The sequence below is a fragment of the Pseudomonas sp. 13B_2.1_Bac1 genome, assembly GCF_025466155.1.
GTDB lineage: Bacteria > Pseudomonadota > Gammaproteobacteria > Pseudomonadales > Pseudomonadaceae > Aquipseudomonas > Aquipseudomonas aylmerensis.
Genome location: NZ_JANLOH010000081.1, coordinates 1 through 15748, shown reverse-complemented (window position 1 = coordinate 15748; position 15748 = coordinate 1). Strand labels below are relative to the sequence as shown.

The 15748-nt window shown below is 59.6% G+C and carries 20 protein-coding genes, 1 pseudogene and 1 riboswitch; of the genes and pseudogenes, 7 read left to right on the top strand and 14 right to left on the bottom strand.

Translation table 11 applies throughout. From position 1 onward, the window contains the following. Nucleotides 1-24: 24 nt before the first annotated feature. Entirely contained in the window at nt 25-894 is an 870-nt protein-coding gene (gene ptrR / locus NTD80_RS18825; RefSeq protein ID WP_213552758.1) for a putrescine utilization regulator PtrR, read from the bottom strand. A gap of 103 nt (nt 895-997) precedes the next feature. Here ptrR and NTD80_RS18820 point away from each other — a divergent pair, with 103 nt between their 5' ends. Continuing rightward, entirely contained in the window at nt 998-2389 is a 1392-nt protein-coding gene (locus NTD80_RS18820; RefSeq protein WP_262134549.1) for an aldehyde dehydrogenase family protein, read from the top strand. 429 nt (nt 2390-2818) lie between these two features. Here the strand turns inward: NTD80_RS18820 and NTD80_RS18815 are convergent, their stop codons facing one another. After that, entirely contained in the window at nt 2819-3262 is a 444-nt protein-coding gene (locus NTD80_RS18815; protein ID WP_120449199.1) for a hypothetical protein, read from the bottom strand. A gap of 116 nt (nt 3263-3378) precedes the next feature. After that, nucleotides 3379-3573, top strand: a riboswitch (cobalamin riboswitch). A 114-nt stretch (nt 3574-3687) separates the two neighbouring features. Between NTD80_RS18815 and NTD80_RS18810 the strand changes: the two genes are divergently transcribed. The 3 genes and pseudogenes from NTD80_RS18810 to NTD80_RS18800 all read left to right on the top strand — a co-directional run. Then, nucleotides 3688-4698: an ABC transporter substrate-binding protein gene (locus NTD80_RS18810; protein WP_201145480.1), complete on the top strand. Its 1011-nt coding sequence runs from the start codon at nt 3688-3690 to the stop codon at nt 4696-4698. After that, entirely contained in the window at nt 4695-5699 is a 1005-nt protein-coding gene (locus tag NTD80_RS18805; RefSeq protein WP_065904489.1) for a FecCD family ABC transporter permease, read from the top strand. Before NTD80_RS18810 ends, NTD80_RS18805 begins: the two co-directional genes overlap by 4 nt. Continuing rightward, nucleotides 5696-6457, top strand: a pseudogene (locus NTD80_RS18800) (ABC transporter ATP-binding protein); the annotation flags it as partial. The gene NTD80_RS18805 and the pseudogene NTD80_RS18800, both read left to right, overlap by 4 nt. 54 nt (nt 6458-6511) lie before the next feature. Here NTD80_RS18800 and NTD80_RS18795 read toward each other — a convergent pair. The 3 genes from NTD80_RS18795 to NTD80_RS18785 all read right to left on the bottom strand — a co-directional run bounded on the left by NTD80_RS18795 (nt 6512) and on the right by NTD80_RS18785 (nt 7871). After that, nucleotides 6512-7009, bottom strand: a complete 498-nt coding sequence (locus tag NTD80_RS18795; protein WP_262134548.1) for a GNAT family N-acetyltransferase — start codon at nt 7007-7009, stop codon at nt 6512-6514. Next, a complete protein-coding gene (locus tag NTD80_RS18790) occupies nt 7006-7230 on the bottom strand; it encodes a hypothetical protein (RefSeq protein ID WP_213552772.1) in 225 nt (74 codons plus the stop codon). The genes NTD80_RS18795 and NTD80_RS18790 overlap by 4 nt, the downstream gene beginning before the upstream one ends. Nucleotides 7231-7331: 101 nt before the next feature. Then, nucleotides 7332-7871 (bottom strand): hypothetical protein, encoded by a 540-nt coding sequence (locus NTD80_RS18785; RefSeq protein ID WP_262134547.1) that lies wholly within the window; start codon nt 7869-7871, stop codon nt 7332-7334. A gap of 124 nt (nt 7872-7995) precedes the next feature. On the opposite strand from NTD80_RS18785, the gene NTD80_RS18780 reads away from it, so the two are divergent. Next, a complete protein-coding gene (locus NTD80_RS18780; RefSeq protein WP_262134546.1) occupies nt 7996-8397 on the top strand; it encodes a hypothetical protein in 402 nt (133 codons plus the stop codon). A gap of 26 nt (nt 8398-8423) precedes the next feature. Continuing rightward, entirely contained in the window at nt 8424-9110 is a 687-nt protein-coding gene (locus NTD80_RS18775; protein WP_262134545.1) for a hypothetical protein, read from the top strand. A 138-nt stretch (nt 9111-9248) separates the two neighbouring features. Here NTD80_RS18775 and NTD80_RS18770 read toward each other — a convergent pair whose 3' ends face one another. From NTD80_RS18770 to NTD80_RS18745, 6 genes are all read right to left on the bottom strand, one after another. Then, a complete protein-coding gene (locus NTD80_RS18770) occupies nt 9249-10172 on the bottom strand; it encodes an alpha/beta hydrolase (RefSeq protein ID WP_262134544.1) in 924 nt (307 codons plus the stop codon). Continuing rightward, nucleotides 10172-10612 carry a tryptophan-rich sensory protein TspO gene (tspO, locus tag NTD80_RS18765; protein WP_065904475.1) on the bottom strand — a complete coding sequence of 147 codons (441 nt, stop codon included), beginning with the start codon at nt 10610-10612 and terminating at the stop codon, nt 10172-10174. Before tspO ends, NTD80_RS18770 begins: the two co-directional genes overlap by 1 nt. Nucleotides 10613-10920: 308 nt before the next feature. Beyond that, the gene (locus tag NTD80_RS18760) at nt 10921-11484 is read right to left on the bottom strand and encodes a nucleotidyltransferase family protein (RefSeq protein ID WP_262134543.1); all 564 of its coding nucleotides are present in this window, start codon (nt 11482-11484) and stop codon (nt 10921-10923) included. A 70-nt stretch (nt 11485-11554) separates the two neighbouring features. Then, a complete protein-coding gene (locus NTD80_RS18755) occupies nt 11555-11854 on the bottom strand; it encodes a hypothetical protein (RefSeq protein WP_065904505.1) in 300 nt (99 codons plus the stop codon). Nucleotides 11855-11920: 66 nt separating this feature from the next. Beyond that, the gene (locus tag NTD80_RS18750; RefSeq protein WP_106803157.1) at nt 11921-12154 is read right to left on the bottom strand and encodes a hypothetical protein; all 234 of its coding nucleotides are present in this window, start codon (nt 12152-12154) and stop codon (nt 11921-11923) included. Nucleotides 12155-12342: 188 nt separating this feature from the next. Beyond that, nucleotides 12343-12765, bottom strand: coding sequence for a hypothetical protein (locus tag NTD80_RS18745; RefSeq protein WP_262134542.1), 423 nt, complete (start codon nt 12763-12765; stop codon nt 12343-12345). Between the two features lie 299 nt (nt 12766-13064). Between NTD80_RS18745 and NTD80_RS18740 the strand changes: the two genes are divergently transcribed. Next, nucleotides 13065-13400, top strand: coding sequence for a hypothetical protein (locus NTD80_RS18740; RefSeq protein ID WP_262134541.1), 336 nt, complete (start codon nt 13065-13067; stop codon nt 13398-13400). Between the two features lie 407 nt (nt 13401-13807). On the opposite strand, the gene NTD80_RS18735 is transcribed toward NTD80_RS18740, so the two are convergent. The 3 genes from NTD80_RS18735 to NTD80_RS18725 all read right to left on the bottom strand — a co-directional run bounded on the left by NTD80_RS18735 (nt 13808) and on the right by NTD80_RS18725 (nt 15508). After that, nucleotides 13808-14353: a GNAT family N-acetyltransferase gene (locus NTD80_RS18735; RefSeq protein WP_262134539.1), complete on the bottom strand. Its 546-nt coding sequence runs from the start codon at nt 14351-14353 to the stop codon at nt 13808-13810. 250 nt (nt 14354-14603) lie between these two features. Then, nucleotides 14604-14906: a hypothetical protein gene (locus NTD80_RS18730; protein ID WP_262134538.1), complete on the bottom strand. Its 303-nt coding sequence runs from the start codon at nt 14904-14906 to the stop codon at nt 14604-14606. A 296-nt stretch (nt 14907-15202) separates the two neighbouring features. Next, on the bottom strand, nt 15203-15508 hold the full coding sequence (locus tag NTD80_RS18725; protein ID WP_262134537.1) for a hypothetical protein: 306 nt from the start codon (nt 15506-15508) through the stop codon (nt 15203-15205). Nucleotides 15509-15748 lie beyond the last annotated feature (240 nt).

Genomic DNA, 15748 nt, shown 5'->3' with positions numbered 1-15748 from the left:
CTGTTGGGGCTGGCTTGCCAGCTCCTACAAGGGAACTACGCGTTCTTCCAGCAGCTTTACGAAGCTGTTCAAGCTCTGCGACACCGTGCCTCGGCGCCAGATCAGCCAGGTATTCAGGATGCGGAACGAGTCTGCAAGCGGCCACACACTCACCGCCGCAAACCCCGGCATGCTCTCCAGCATGCTGCGCGGCATCAGCGCCAGCCCGGCACCGGCGCTGACGCAGGCAAGCATGCCGTGGTACGACTCCATCTCGAAGATCCGCCCCGGCACCGCGCCATCCTGTGAGAACCAGCGCTCGAAGTGGTGCCGGTACGAACAATTCGAGCGAAAGGTGTAGATGCTCTCCCCGTTCACATCCTGGCCGCGCGTGATCGGCGCGTGGTGCAATGGCGCGATCACCACCATCTCCTCCTCGAACACCGCCACGCCTTCCAGGGTCGCGTGCAGCACCGGCCCATCGACAAACGCCGCCGCCAGGCGCCCCGAGAGTACGCCCTCGATCATCGTGCCCGACGGCCCGGTGCTCAGGTCCAGCTCGACCTTGGCGTGCTTCTGGTTATACGCCGCCAGCAATGCCGGAATGCGCACTGCCGCAGTACTTTCCAGCGAGCCGAGGGCAAATGCGCCCTGGGGCTCCTCACCCGCCACGGTGGCACGCGCCTCCTGGACCAGATCGAGAATACGCCGCGCGTAGCCGAGGAAATTCCAGCCGGCCGGGGACAGGCGCAGGCGGCTCTTCTCGCGGATAAACAACTCCACGCCCAGGTCCTGCTCCAGTTGTTTGATGCGCGTGGTCAGGTTCGACGGCACCCGATGAATCACCTGCGCGGCGGCACTGATGCTGCCCTGCTCGGCAACGGCCTTGAAGATTTCCAGCTGCACCAGGTCCAAATCATTCTCCAATCGTGAACGTATTGCTTAATATTATTCAGTTTCCAGAAAAGGTGCAGCCCCGTAGGCTGGACTCATTCCACTCATTCAGCCGGACGGTGCCATGAACGCTATTTCTCACCAAACCCACGCCCTGTCGATCAACCCCGCCAATGGCGAGACGGTCGGCAGCTACCCTTACGAAACCGCAGCGCAACTGGACGCCGCCCTCGACCGGGCCACCGGTGCCTTCCGCAGCTGGCGCCGCCAGCCGGTGAGCCAGCGTGCCGAGCTGCTGCTGGCCCTAGCCGGCGCCCTGCGCGAGCAAGCCGAAGACATGGCGCAGATGATCACCCTGGAAATGGGCAAGCCCATCGCCCAGGCGCGGGCCGAAATCGAAAAATGCGCGCAACTCGCCGAATGGTACGCCGCCCACGGCCCGGCCATGCTGGCCCCGGAGCCGACCCTGGTCGACAATGGCGGCGCCCAGATCGAATACCGCCCGCTGGGCCCGATCCTCGCTGTGATGCCGTGGAACTTCCCGGTCTGGCAAGTGCTGCGCGGTGCCGTGCCGACCATGCTCGCCGGCAACACCTATGTACTCAAACACGCGCCGAATGTGATGGGCAGCGCCTACCTGATGAAAGCCGCGTTCGACAAAGCCGGCTTCGCTGAAGGCCTGTTCGAAGTGCTCAACGTGACCCAGGATGGCGTGTCCAAGGCTATCGCCGACCCGCGCATCGCCGCCGTGACCCTCACCGGCAGCGTGCGTGCCGGCATCGCCATCGGCTCCCAGGCGGGGGCCGCGCTGAAAAAATGTGTGTTGGAACTGGGCGGCTCCGACCCGTTCATCGTGCTCAACGACGCCGACCTCGACGCCGCCGTGCAGGCTGCCGTGATCGGTCGCTTCCAGAACAGCGGCCAAGTCTGCGCCGCCGCCAAGCGCCTGATCATCGAAGAAGGCGTGGTGGAAGCGTTCACCGCGAAATTCCTCGAAGCCAGCCGTGCGTTGGTGATGGGCGATCCGACCTCGCCCCACACCTATGTCGGCCCGATGGCGCGCTTCGACCTGCGTGACGAGTTGCACGGCCAGGTCCAGGCCACCCTGGAAGAAGGCGCAACCTTGCTGCTGGGCGGTGACAAAGTACCGGGTGCCGGCAACTACTACGCGCCGACCGTGCTGGCGGGTGTTACCGACCAGATGACTTCGTTCAAGCAAGAACTGTTCGGCCCGGTGGCCTCGATCATCACCGCCCGCGACGCCGACCACGCCGTGGCCCTGGCCAACGACAGCGAGTTCGGCCTGACCGCGAGCATCTTTACCACTGACGCAGCCAAGGCGCGGGAGATCGCCAACCAGCTGGAAACCGGCGGGATCTTCGTCAACGCGTTCAGCGTGTCCGACCCTCGGGTGGCGTTTGGTGGCGTGAAAAAGAGCGGCTTCGGGCGCGAGTTGTCGCACTTCGGCGTGCGGGAATTCTGCAATGCGCAGACGGTTTGGCTGGATCGCAAGTAAGCCGGATCAGCACAACTGGCGGCTTTCGCGGCGAGCCGCCTGGTCGTGGTGAGCCGCCTGGTCGTGGTGAGCCGCCTGGTCGTGGTGAGCAGGCTTGCCCTGCGTTGGGGTGCGAAGCGCCCCCAGTAATCCCACCGCATCGTTTCAGGCAAACCGTGGTGTGAGGTTTTAGGGCTGCTTCGCAGCCCAACGCAGGGCAAGCCTGCTCACCACAATTAGCCTGTTTAGCCTGTTTAGCCTGTTTAGCCTGCTTGGCCTGCTTGGCCTGGTTGGCATGTTTGGCCTGCTTAACCTGCTTAACCTGCTTAACCTGCTTAACCTGCTTAGCCTGCTTAGCCTGCTAGGCAAGATACGTCCGCATGCCAGTACAAGAGCGTTTGCGAGTACAGGCCCACTCACTGCCAAAAGGCTGCCTCTACTGCCAGACCCTCACTGCGCATTAATGTAATAAAACTGCGCCTGGGTCTTTTCAACCGCGGTTCGCACTTTATCCTTCTGCGCATCGGTGCCCGAGTAGTAAATCTGCATACCTTTCAGATCCAGCCCTTCACAGGCGTTGCCGATCACGGCCACGTCAACGACAGTGCTGGCGCCGATTATCAGAAAGCCGGTGTCGCCCAGGCTTTTGGCCTTCAGCAATTCTTCTTTCAGATACATCGCATTGGCGCCACCCGCCATGGCAAGGGCCAGGTTGTCGGCGATCAAGCCGTGGCTGGGGATTTTCACACTGTGCAAGCGCACTCTGTTTTCCCCGGAAGGCAGCGACATGACATGCGCGGTGGCGGCTTCGTCAAAAATCTGCTTTTCGCTTTTACCCGGGGTGGCGCAACCGGCGAGCATGGCGATGAGGGCGAGGGCGACGAATGATTTCACTGTGTATTCCTTGTGTGAAGGCTGTCCATGGCCGCGCATCATAGGAGACCCATCCCACAAGAGCTACTGCAGTCTTCTCACCGCGCGCCGTCAGAACTCCCGCTCAACCGCGTGATCGACTACCATACCGCGCCGGTTCCCAAATGGGACTAATAGGGAATCCGAAGCGCGGTATGCCGCGCCAATCGGAACTGCCCCCGCAACTGTAGGTGCCGAGCCTGCTCCTTGATGCCACTGGACCTCGTCCGGGAAGGCCGGAGCGTGGCGACGACGCATCAGTCAGGAGACCTGCCGGCCCAAGCACCAACACTAACCGGCGGGGTGTCCGGGAAGGACATCCTTGCCTGCCTGACCCGCAGCGTTCGAGGGCGTAATTCCAGACCGTACCTCCCCAGTTCCACGTACGGTTTCAAGGAGATCGCCCCATGCTGCCACGCGTTACCGCCCTGATCACTGGCCTGGGCTTCTGTGCCCTGGCCCACGCCGCACCCACCGAGTACCCGCTGACCGTGCAGAACTGCGGCAGCACGCTCACCTTCCAGCAGGCACCCGCGCGCAGCGTGACCATCGGCCAGGCCGCCACCGAAATGCTCTACGCCCTCGGCGTAGGCGATAAAGTGGTCGGCACCTCGCTGTGGTTCAACAGCGTCCTGGCGCAGTACAAGGCACAGAACGACACAATCGAACGCCTGGCCGACAACGAGCCCAGTTTCGAGTCGGTGATCGCCAAGCGCCCGCAGTTGGTGGCTGCCGAGCTGGAATGGGTGGTCGGCCCGCAGGGCGTGGTCGGGACCCGCGAGCAATTCCACGAATTGAAGATCCCCACCTATCTGCTGCCCTCCGACTGCGAAGGCAAGGACAACCTGGTCGGCGCCGACGGCACGCGGCTGGAGCCGTTTCGCATCGAGACCATCTATAAAAGCATCAGCCAACTGGCGCAGATTTTCGACGTACAGGATCGCGGCCAACAACTGAACGACGAACTCAAGGCGCGCCTGGCCAAATCCGTCGCGACCGTGCAGGGCAAAGGCCTCAAGCAGGCCAGCGCGCTGGTGTGGTTCTCCAGCTCGGAGATGGCCAGCGACCCCTACGTGGCCGGCCATAAGGGCATTCCCGAGTTCATGCTGCAAACCCTGGGGCTGCACAATGTGGTGCAGTCCGATGAAGAATGGCCGGCCGTTGGCTGGGAAACCATTGCCAAGGCCAACCCGACCTTTTTGGTGATCGCGCGCATGGACCGCCGCCGCTACCCCGCCGATGACCATGAAAAGAAACTCGCCTTCCTGCGCAGTGACCCGGTCACCCGCAACATGGACGCGGTGAAAAACAACCGCATCATCATCCTCGACGCCCTGGCGCTGCAGGCCAGCATCCGTATGTTCGATGGCCTGGAACAACTGGCGACAGCCATCGATGGCTACGACTTGCCCAAATGATACGCACCCTACTCGCCCTGTCGCTGCTGCTGATCGCCGTGCTCGCCGGCGTGGCCATCGGCGAAACCGCCATCGCACCTAAGGTGGTGCTGCAGGTGCTGGCCAACAAGCTCTGGGCCGCCGGCTACGTGCTGGACCCGATCGATGAAGGCGTGGTGTGGAACTACCGCCTCACGCGTGCGCTGGTCGCTGCCGCATGCGGCGCCGGGCTGGCGACCTGCGGGGTAATTCTGCAATCGCTGTTGCGCAACCCGCTGGCCGATCCGTACCTGCTGGGCATCAGCGCCGGCGCCTCGACGGGCGCGGTGCTGGTGGCGTTGATCGGGGTGGGCGGCGGTTTGATCTCGCTGTCGGCCGGCGCCTTTGTCGGTGCGATGGCCGCATTTGCGCTGGTGATCCTGCTCGCGCGAGCCAGTGGTTCAGCCAGCGGCACCGGGCAGATCATCCTCGCGGGCATCGCCGGTTCGCAGCTGTTCAACGCGCTGACGGCGTTCCTGATCACCAAGTCGGCGAGTTCCGAACAGGCGCGCGGCATCATGTTTTGGCTGCTCGGCAATCTCAGCGGGGTGCGCTGGCCGTCGGTATGGCTGGCGGTGCCGGTGGCGGTTGCAGGGCTTGCTGTGTGCCTGTGGCACCGGCGCGCGCTGGATGCGTTTACCTTCGGCAGCGACTCGGCGGCCTCCCTGGGTATCCCGGTGCGCCGCGTGCAATTTGTGCTGGTCGCCTGCGCCGCACTGGTCACGGCGGTGATGGTGTCGATTGTCGGCTCCATCGGATTTGTCGGCCTGGTGATTCCCCACGCCGTGCGCCTGCTGCTCGGCACCGGGCACTCGCGCCTGTTGCCCGCCAGCGCCTTGGGCGGCGCATTGTTCTTGATTGCAGCCGATGTGTTGTCGCGCACGTTGATCAAGGGCCAGGTCATTCCGGTGGGTGTGGTCACGGCTTTGGTGGGCGCGCCGGTGTTTGCGCTGATCCTAATCGGCCGGAGGAATGCGCGATGACCGTACTGAGCTGCACCGGCCTGGGTTTTAAAGTGCGTGAAGCTACGTTGCTGCGCGACATTCACCTGCAGGTGCATCGGGGTGAAACCCTGGGCATCGTCGGCCCGAACGGCTCCGGCAAATCCACCCTGCTGAAACTGCTGGCCGGCCTGCGCACCCCGGCCACTGGCGAGGTGCGACTGGGTGAAGTGCGCCTGGGCGACCTGTCCCGTCGTGCCATTGCGCAGCAACTCGCGGTGGTCGAACAACAGGCCGACACCGACGACGCCATTCGCGTGTTCGACGCCGTGGCCCTGGGCCGCACGCCGTGGCTGTCGGCACTCAGCCCCTGGTCCCGCGAGGACGACGCTATCGTGCACCAGGCGCTGCAGGATGTAGACGCCACCCACCTGGGCCAACGTGCGTGGCGCAGCCTCTCGGGCGGTGAACGCCAACGGGTGCACATCGCCCGTGCGTTGGCGCAACGGCCGCAGATTTTGTTGCTGGATGAGCCGACCAATCACCTGGATATCCAGCATCAACTGGGGATTCTGAAGGGGGTGCAAGGCTTGCCGGTGACCACTTTGATTGCCCTGCATGACCTCAACCAGGCGCTCACCTGCGACCGCTTGGCGGTGCTGGATCATGGACGGTTGGTGGCGCTGGGCAAGCCGCTGGACGTGCTGACGCCGCAGCGGTTGCAGGCGACGTTCGGGGTGCAGGCGCATTACCTGACAGACCCGTTCGATGGGGCGCAGATACTGCGGCTACGCCCAAACTGTTCAGAGCACTCAACGGTAGGAGCCGGCTTGCCGGCGCCTACACTGGTAGTGTCATAGGGTTCGCTGCATATGCGTCGTGCGCCACACCGGGTCCGCGTCCACATCCACCACTTCGAACCCCTGCCGAAGCCAAAAATCAATCGCCCCAGGCAAAAACGGATGGGTGTGCAGGTACATGACCGCGACCCGATCCGCCTTAGCCTGCGCCTCCAGCGCAAGGTACAACGCGCGCGCCAGACCCAAGCGGCGAAACGCCGGCAACACAAACAGGCGCACCACCTCCACGGTCTTTTGTCCCTGATAATTCAACTGCGGGAAACGACCGTCATAGGGCAGATAACCAATGGCGGCGACGATCTGGCCTTGATCGCAGGCAACCAGAAATCGCCCTTCACCCTGCACATAAATCGCCTCGAAATGCGCCAGGTCCGCTGGCATCCCTGTCGCGTCGAGCTTGGGGAAAAGCTCGGCACGGGCCTCCAGCACGAACGCCAGTACCTCAGGGATATCCGCCGTCGTGACCGCCCGAATGATCGGCCTTGGGCTCATGCAACCTCGATCTGCGTAATCCCCACCACCTGCGCCTGCTCGAGAATTTCCTCCGGCGCTGCATCCGCAGGCGGCAGGATCAAGCCATTTTCCGCATCACCGAAATGCAACTGCAGCAGGTGCAACGCCGCCTCATGCACCGGCAGGTCGGGCTGTTTGAGCTCGAACACATGGGTGCGGGGTTCGTCGTTGAACAAGTAGTTGAGGGTGTATTCGCGCATGGGAGGAGTCCTTGTCATGGAAGAAGAGCTGCTGATTAACCTGACTCATCGATCAAGTTTTAAGTTCAATGGATCAGCGTTGGCAACAGCTCCGGCAGCACTTACTGGCGCAACTCACACACTGCATTGCCCTTCATTCCCGACGCATGCACGCTCACATGGCGCACGCGAAAACCCGGCTTCTGGACAAACTTCTTCTCTTCCCAAGTGCTGCCGTTTTCGACCTGGTAGCCGATGGCGCCATCGGCTTGCCAGGTCAAGCGCAGCGTATATACACCGTTTTGATCGGGAGCCCGATGGAAAAACGAGTCGATCACCGGCTCCGCCTTGTTGAAGGTGCGCACCTGGAACAAGCGCAGGTCAGTGTCGGCGGGCGTGTAGCTGGAAAGAAACAACGTATCGTCTTCGGCAGCATCCTCAGCGGCCGCAAGGATCACCGACGGCACCCACTTCTCGCCACGGTCCTGGGTGTCGGTGGTCACCTTGCAGGTCAACTGGCCCTTCTCGGTCACGTCCAGGCGCCAGGCGGTCTCGTAGTAGCCGTAGGGCACGTCGAAGCGCACGGCTTTCTCAGTGACTTGCTCGCAACCGGCCAGCAGGTACAGCGCCGACAAACCGATGAATCCTTGAAGAACCTTCACGTGCTTTCCTTGGCTTGATTGTGGGAGGCGAGAGGTTACCCGGCTTGTCGGAAAAAGGGGATCGTTTTAGCCGGGCGGCGCGGCGTGGTATATCTGCGCGCCACCTCTACAACAGGAACGGCCCATGTCCTCCCCCGTCCCCCTCCCCGGTTGCCGGTCGATCATCGAAGTGCTGCGCCACATGACCGAAGACGGGCCGGAATGGGCCCACCGTTACGTCACCCTGTGGTTCCAAAACCCTCCGAATGCCTGGGTGTTGATGTACCCGCTGCAAGACACCACCGAGGCGTATTTTGACTTTATGTACACCGGTACGCAGTCGCCGAAGGCAGCCCTGCCGACGCTGTTGGCCAAGTACCCTCAATGTGACGTCATCGATTGGTCGCCCGGACGCCTGGCATGCATCAGCGCCCCTGCGACAAACATTGAGACACTGGAGGAGATTATCCAGGATCTTGCGCAAGAGGCGTGGGGTGAGCGCGGCACACTGATGAGCGCCTCGTACGAGCAGACGATTAGCGCCTGAACACCTGGCTGAAATGGAGCATCCTGATGGCTGAAAACTCTCTTGTGACCGCGGTTGTTACCGCTGTCCTGACTTCCCTACTCACGCTGGCCGGTACCTACGCCCTGCAATCACGCCAAGAGGCGCGGGCGCAGGCGAGCCAATTTCTGGACGCTGCACAAAACACGGTGCAAGAAACCGTGGCTATTCTGGATGATGGTTACAACGCGCTGGACAAGTTGATCAGCGCAACGCATGAAACCGGTTGGAAAGAGTTCTCTCAAGGCCCTTGGCGCGAATACATGGCATTCGAGCGCCGCTGGCATCAGAGAATGATTGTTCAGCACTTCAAGCTGGAGCGGTACTTCGGCAAAGACATGGCCGATACGCTGATTGACTTGGACGACGTCCCCATGGGCCCGACCCACACAGGCAATGATAAGGAAGACCCGGCAGTCAGGCGCTATAACCTCCAGAAGCTCGCGGCCGATACCGAGTACACCGTACGAAGCATGACAGTGACCCAGGACATCATCGACGAAGACATCAAAGCCGGAAAACCTGATGGGTTGATGGAGATGATTTTTGCCGTAAACAGCGACAGGGATAACGCGAGCCGTCAGCTCAAGGAATACGATGCCAGCTCGATCAGACTTCTCAAGGCACTCGACGGAAGGCTGACCGAACTGGGTGCCAGTAAGGTCACAGTCGTGGATACGAACAAAAAGGACTGAAGGTGACTGAACTGCCAATGGCCGACGCGCGCCAGGACGATAAAAATCGCAAGATTATCCACGCCACGGTCGCGGCGAGAAACCTGGCAGGCGGATTTGGGGCTACCTTCCAAAATCCTACGAAGACTTTCCGCCTGCCTAAGACGAAACCTCGATGGTCCGGGTAATCCACTCTCGGCTGTAGGCAAGCACGCCCCCGCCCATTGCCACCGGAAAATGAATAAACCCATGCGCCGACTCCGCCAACAGATGCGCCTCAGCGCCCGGCCACCGCTCAGCGAGCATCAGCGTGTCATCCTTCAACGGGTCCAGCTCCCCGACAAACATCAACGCCGGCGGCAAGCCCTCGAAGTCGCCATACAACGGTGACAGCGGCGGCCGCCGACGCTCGTCATCGCTCAAGCCCGGCGTCAGCATGCGCAATGCCTCGACCATGCCCGGCCCGTCCAGCAGCAACGTGTCCGGCCCCGCCGCGCGTACGCTCGGGGTACCGGTCAGGTCGTAGACACCGTAATACAAGACCGCCCCGCTCACCCGCTGGAGCAATTGCGGCGATTGTTTCAACGCCAGCAATGTCGCCGCGGCCAAGTGTCCCCCGGCCGATTCGCCGACGACGATCACCGGCAGGTCGGCAAACTCATCGTCGGTGAGCAACCAACGAGCGGCCGTCAGGCAGTCATCCATCAGCCCTTCGACCGGCGTGTCGACCGCCAGCCGATAATCCACTGACACCACCGCCACGTCGCACGCGTTGACCATGCCCAGGTTGAGGTCGTCGTCCATCTGCGCATTGCCGATGACCCAACCGCCGCCGTGGATATCCAGCACCACGCCCTTGGGCTTGCCGCTCGGCCGCAGAATGCGCACGGGCACCGATCCTACAAGCTTGCGCTCTGCGTCTGGCGCCTTCTTCAGCGTCTGGCTGACGCGCAGCAGTGCCTGGATCAAGCGCGGCGTGACGCGATTACGGATCTTGAAACGCGGCAACCAGGCGAGCTTCTGATTGAAGCGGCGCATCTGGGCCAGTTCAGCCTCACTGGCAGGCCAAGGTTTGCAGGCCATCAACGGTTATTCCGCAGGATCGAGAAGTTCAGCGCCGCCGCCACACACAGCCACGCCAGGTAAGGGAACAGGATCAACCCGGTGATCAAGTCCAGGCGCACTGCCAGCACCACCATCGTCGCCACGGTGATCCACAGCAACACGATCACCACCATTCCGGCGAGGATGCGATGTGCGCCGAAAAACACCGGCGTCCACAGCGTATTCAAGGCGATCTGCGCCGCCCACAACGCCAGCACTTCCTGGCTGCCGGGGATCAGGCTCAAGCGGTAGCCGGCCCAGGCCAGCAGCAGGTAGATGATCGTCCACGCCACCGGAAACAACCAATTGGGTGGGGTGAAACCGGGTTTGACCAGGGAGTCGTACCAGGCCCCGGGCTTGAAGATAATGCCGGTACTGGCAGCGGCGGCGCAGGCGAGCAGGAAGATGAAGAAAGTCATGGTCGGTCCTTGGCTGAGCATTTCAAGCTTGGACGTGTCGCACAGGGGTAAAAGTTCACTGCCGATCTACAGGTGGGCACTGGCCATGCGGGGTACCTTTATCGCCTGACATACCGCTTTCGCAGCCTCGCTGGGGCTCGACAACTCCTACAGGGGACTGCTGTGCTGCTGCATTCCAGTATGTCTAAAGATGGGATTTCAGCCGTGACCACGATCAACTGTGAGAGCTGTCGAGCCCCAGCGAGGCTGCGAAGGGATCGCCACGCCCTACCGACCCACACCGTACAAGCATCACCGCCACACTCACGCTAGCCAGGCGCCACAATCTTCAGCCATGGCCAGCGTGCCTGATAACTCCTGGCCTTCTGCGCAAACAACTCAGGCTCCGCATGCAGCGGATTGATCCGCAGCACGCCCTGCGCCACATCCTCCAGCCCGTAAGGCGCATACACCTCACCCGTCGCAATCTCCACGCCGATGCAGGTGCCCGCCACGAGGTAGCGATCAATCCCCTGCTTGGCCGTGTGCAATTGCGGATAGGGCCGGCCAAAGCGCTGCACATACCACAGGTGCACCCGCGCCTGGTTCTTCAACTCGACATGAACGCCAAGGTCCTGGAACAACCGCTCGGCCGCACGAATGACCTTGTCCTCAGCCTCGTAGGACAGGTCGGTGTCGAAATAGAAAACGTCGTAGTCCTTAACGCCCTGATCTGCAGGCAGGTTCGACTGATGATTCCAAACCGCCTGAAACAGACAGCCCGCCGTCAGAAAACACTGATCCAGGCCCAGGGCCGGCAGACGCGCGATGATTTCGGCATTGATGGGGTTGGCCATGGCCAGTTCGAGCAGGGTTTCGACGGTCAATGTCATGGAGACTCCTGGGTGATCAACAACCCTTCACCGATGGCTTTTCGTGACTGAGCGGCCGGCAGCGCCGCCTTCAGTTAACGCCAGGGTAGTGATCCACGTACTGAATAGTGAAATCGGGGTAGTGATCGACGATCTGGATCTTGTAGTCGGGGTAGTGATCGACCGTTTTCCATTTGCCGGCGGAGTCAGGATAGTGATCGACCTGCTGCACCTTGAGGTCGGGGTAGCTGTTCACCACCTTGACCTTATAGTCGGGATAACTATCGACAAACTGGATATTGCCGTAAATCTTCGAGACATCAACGCTCGTCCCCGCCGAAACACAGACGGAAGCGCTCAACAGCAGTGATGCGACGACAACTTTAAGCATGAGCATTTCATCCTGAAATATAAGGCGCCCAGTCTAGCGGACGTGCGCGCGCAATCTCCCTGAAAATCAGCCCTTCAACTCGCTGGCCCGGTGACTGGCAGCGTCGTCGTAAGCCACATACAACGACTCGGCGATCTGGCTCTTGATGGCCTTGGCGGACTCCAACCCCAACACAAAACCCTCGGCCTTGCCGCCGGCGCGGTTGAGTTCTTCATGGGTGGATGCGCCAGTGATGGCGTCGAGGAGCTTGGTGGCGTGGGGGCCTACGCCTTTAGGCAGGGAGATCTGGTCGATGGTCATGAGCGGTACCTTTAAGGAAAGAGAGCGGTAGCGCGTGAAACCACTGCCGGGGTGGCATGGTAGACCGGATGGGGGAGAAAGGGGCTGATTTCGGCCAATTTCTGCCCTCTGTGAACCGGCTTCGGGCTGAAAACACTCAGTCGTATACCGCAGTAACTGTCCGACCCCGGACGCGACCTTTCTGGCAGTCAAATTGAGTTGAACATACCGAGATATGAAATGGTTACCGTGCTCTGCGGCAAGCGCACCAGCGGTTCGACTTGGGAAGAGGTCGAACGACGGTCGCCCCAGATGCCATTCGAACCCACAATGATAAAATGCGTGAATTGTCCTGCCTTGGAGGCGATCAGCGCTCTTTCGGACTGACTGCGGATTTGCGCTATGACGTCTTCCGGAGTGCCGGCAAGCTCAACGAAGTCTGAATCCATGTAGAACCCAAGATCTTCCGCTAGTCGCCAGGTTGGATTGCGTTCTTCCCACGCATCGTACTCGGCTTCGCTCGCGCCTTCAGGTGGCTCTGGCTCCCAATGTTCAAACACAAATTTCTGCGCCTCGGCTTCCGTGGCGAAATTGGCACCGAAGAGATGAAAGGGCCAGCAGCCATCTTGCATGACACGATCTCAGTTGTTGATGAGTCGTCAGGATCGTACCTGACTATAGGTGGAGGAGCAGCTTGTCAGGGAGCCTCCGACGGGAAAAGATACGCACAACTCCCCCTCATCGCTGTGACAAGCTTAAAACTTACCCGCCCGTGCGGGTGCAATATAAGCTGCACACCCGTTACCACGCTGAAATATCACGAGCACGTAGCCCGAACTCACGGTAGTCACACAGGCTTCCAGAGCACACGCTGGAGCAGCCATCCTAGTAGAATACATCGAGCTGATTACCGCCCCCTTTGAGATATTCTATGAACACTGAATTAACTGAAGAAGAAATGCGTCGTGCTCTATTCGGTACGCCTCAGCCCGAAGAGCAGGTGTCTACCCCTCTAGTAAAGGCGCCTGTGGAAGACGTTGCGCCCGCGAAACCCGTGGTCGCTCCAGCGGCCAAGAAGAAGGTGGCGAAAGCATTTACGCCCAGGCTGAGGGTCACGTTGCGTGTTGGAAACGAGTTTGAGGGAAATATGATCGAGTTGATTCACGAGGCCGATACGTTGAGCTCGTTGCTTGCTGAGCAGGAGGCTGTGAAGGCTGCCAGGAAGAAGTACAAGTACGTGGATGTGGTATCGGTTAAATCCATGTAGACGATGCCATCGGGCGGCTCGAAATCAGTCAGCTGAATGTAGCTATAGATACTGGGGGCAACTCAGCCTACGGGGTTTTCAATAGGCTTCATTGCGCCGACTCACAGGCTTTCAACGGCTCCACGGGGTGCAATGCACAGATGTCGAAACCGCCACGCCGGGTATAGCCCGCATGCTTCATACATACAAATCGCTGGGCCATTTCTTGGAAGCTGGCCTTGGGATCAACGCCGGAGCCATTTTGTTCACCACACGTCAACATGGAAGCAACCACATCCTGGTGACTGGCGCCAGGTTTCTCCCACACGTCGGCATCGGCCGTGGGGGGCTAGGGGCAAGGACAGTCGCCGGAGGCATCGAGTCGCAGGTTTTGGGTTGGTACATCCATAGATGAGTGACCGCCCCTTTCACCCCCGCGACGTCTTCCATTGAGCGCGCGTTAGTCCGTAACACTTCGCCAAGGCAGGCGCGGCGGATATTTTCAGTTCGGCATCATACAAGTGCACCGCACCCAACTTCATCGTGGCCGTTTGCGAACGAATGTTCGTAGTCGCTATGTGGAAATAGACGATGTCGTAAGCCATGAATACATGCTCCAGCATCAACTGCTTAAGCTCGCGGTTGGAATTGCCACCCCACTTCGCACGCACCAGAAATGTAAAACCGATGGCAATGCTGTTCGGTAGATCCGGCGGCGTGTAGTAGCTTGATGTGCCAACGATATCCCCCGAGGCAATATCAATGACGGCGAGCGCCTTCTTCGTGGCGAGTAGAGAGGCGAAGTACGCCTGGAACACCTCGCGTTTATAGCGATCCCTGGCGGGATGACCGCCCCAGATGTCTGGATCAGCCGCGGCCTGAAACATACCTTCAAAATCACTGCCCGCCAGAGGTCTAAGCCTCAGGGTACTTCCGCACAGATCGGGTTGGCAGTCGAAGTCGGGGGCGGACATGGGTTGTTTCCGATTGACCAAGGGGTAGGAGCCAGTCTAGAGCGGCACTTTGATAAAGAAAGATCCAATGTGACGGGGAATGATGGAGCCATCGCTGTAGGAAAGGAGACGGGGTTATTTTCCGAGTAACAGCTCGTTAGCTGGCCTTCCTGAAAGGCAGCTCTTGGCCGGGAGCAACCATTCATGACAGACCGCTGTCGGCCAGAAGCATCCGCTTGCGAGTGACATCTGTAGAATCACAGCGGGCGCATCACTTAACAGGTAATCCACCAACAAAAAAAGGAATGCGCTGAATTTCCATCTCGCTCATTTCTCGCCAATCGCTACGCAAAATACCGTACTCAAGCTCGGCGCTTTCCATTGCATCTTCTAATCCAAGCATCAAGTGGTCACCTTCAATCTGGAGCGCTTCGTAGTCCTCAAAGCGGATCTCCAGATACACCGGGTTATCGCCTTCTATTTCTAGGCCGAAAAGCACGAGTGAAGTTACGCCAGGCCGAAATTCGTTGAGTTTCCTTACTTTTGCAAAAAAACAATTCGTAGGTTGTGGCATGACCCCGGTCGCCTTATATATTGTGGGCTTTCCATTTCATAGGGCTGCTTTAGATCGATTTGAGCCGGCCGCGACTGGCAGCTTTTTTCGACCCAGAGCAGCCCTTCGGGGAGGGCAAAAACCGGCCCTCCAGAAGAGTTCTATTAATTTCCGACGCGAACGTCCAAGCCTTTACGGTAATGCTTTGTTTTAATTATCCGTTTCTTGACCGCCATAACTATTATTGCGCGAGAACAATGATGTCTGCGGCCATTGGATGCCGCACTGACTAAATGCGACCTCCAGCGATTGCTCCACTATATATGCTCCAAATATTCTATGGAGACCTCTCCACCGATGTAAGGGCCGTCACCACTACAATCCATTGCCGGCTCGTCAAAATTAACCCAGGCACTGGTGAAAACTCTTTCTTTGCCAGCAATAGTTCGCTGAGTACTAGTGAGTGCCACCTCGCCATCCAAAGCTTCTTTTACAAATTCTGGTGGTAACGAAATCACTCCAACTCCACCATTCGGCCACCACGGGTGCGGCTTAATTTTTACTCTATCACCATCTTTAAACTTCATATATTTTTGACCATGTTGCCGACTTTGATTTTGCATTTACCATTCGGTTAATGGGCGGGCGTTAATCCGTCCCAGTGAGCATAGCCAAAGATTTTAGCGCATTTTTATGTCTTGCTGTTTTTCGCTGATCTTGCTGGTCAAAAATAGGGCGCATGAATAGTTAAGTCGAATGCACATGAGCGCGAGCCCGTGCAATTCCCCGCCGGTGATCCGAAAATGGCGGAGAGAAAATTCTGAATCGCCCCTGATTTTGTAGAATATTGAATGACTGCTTCT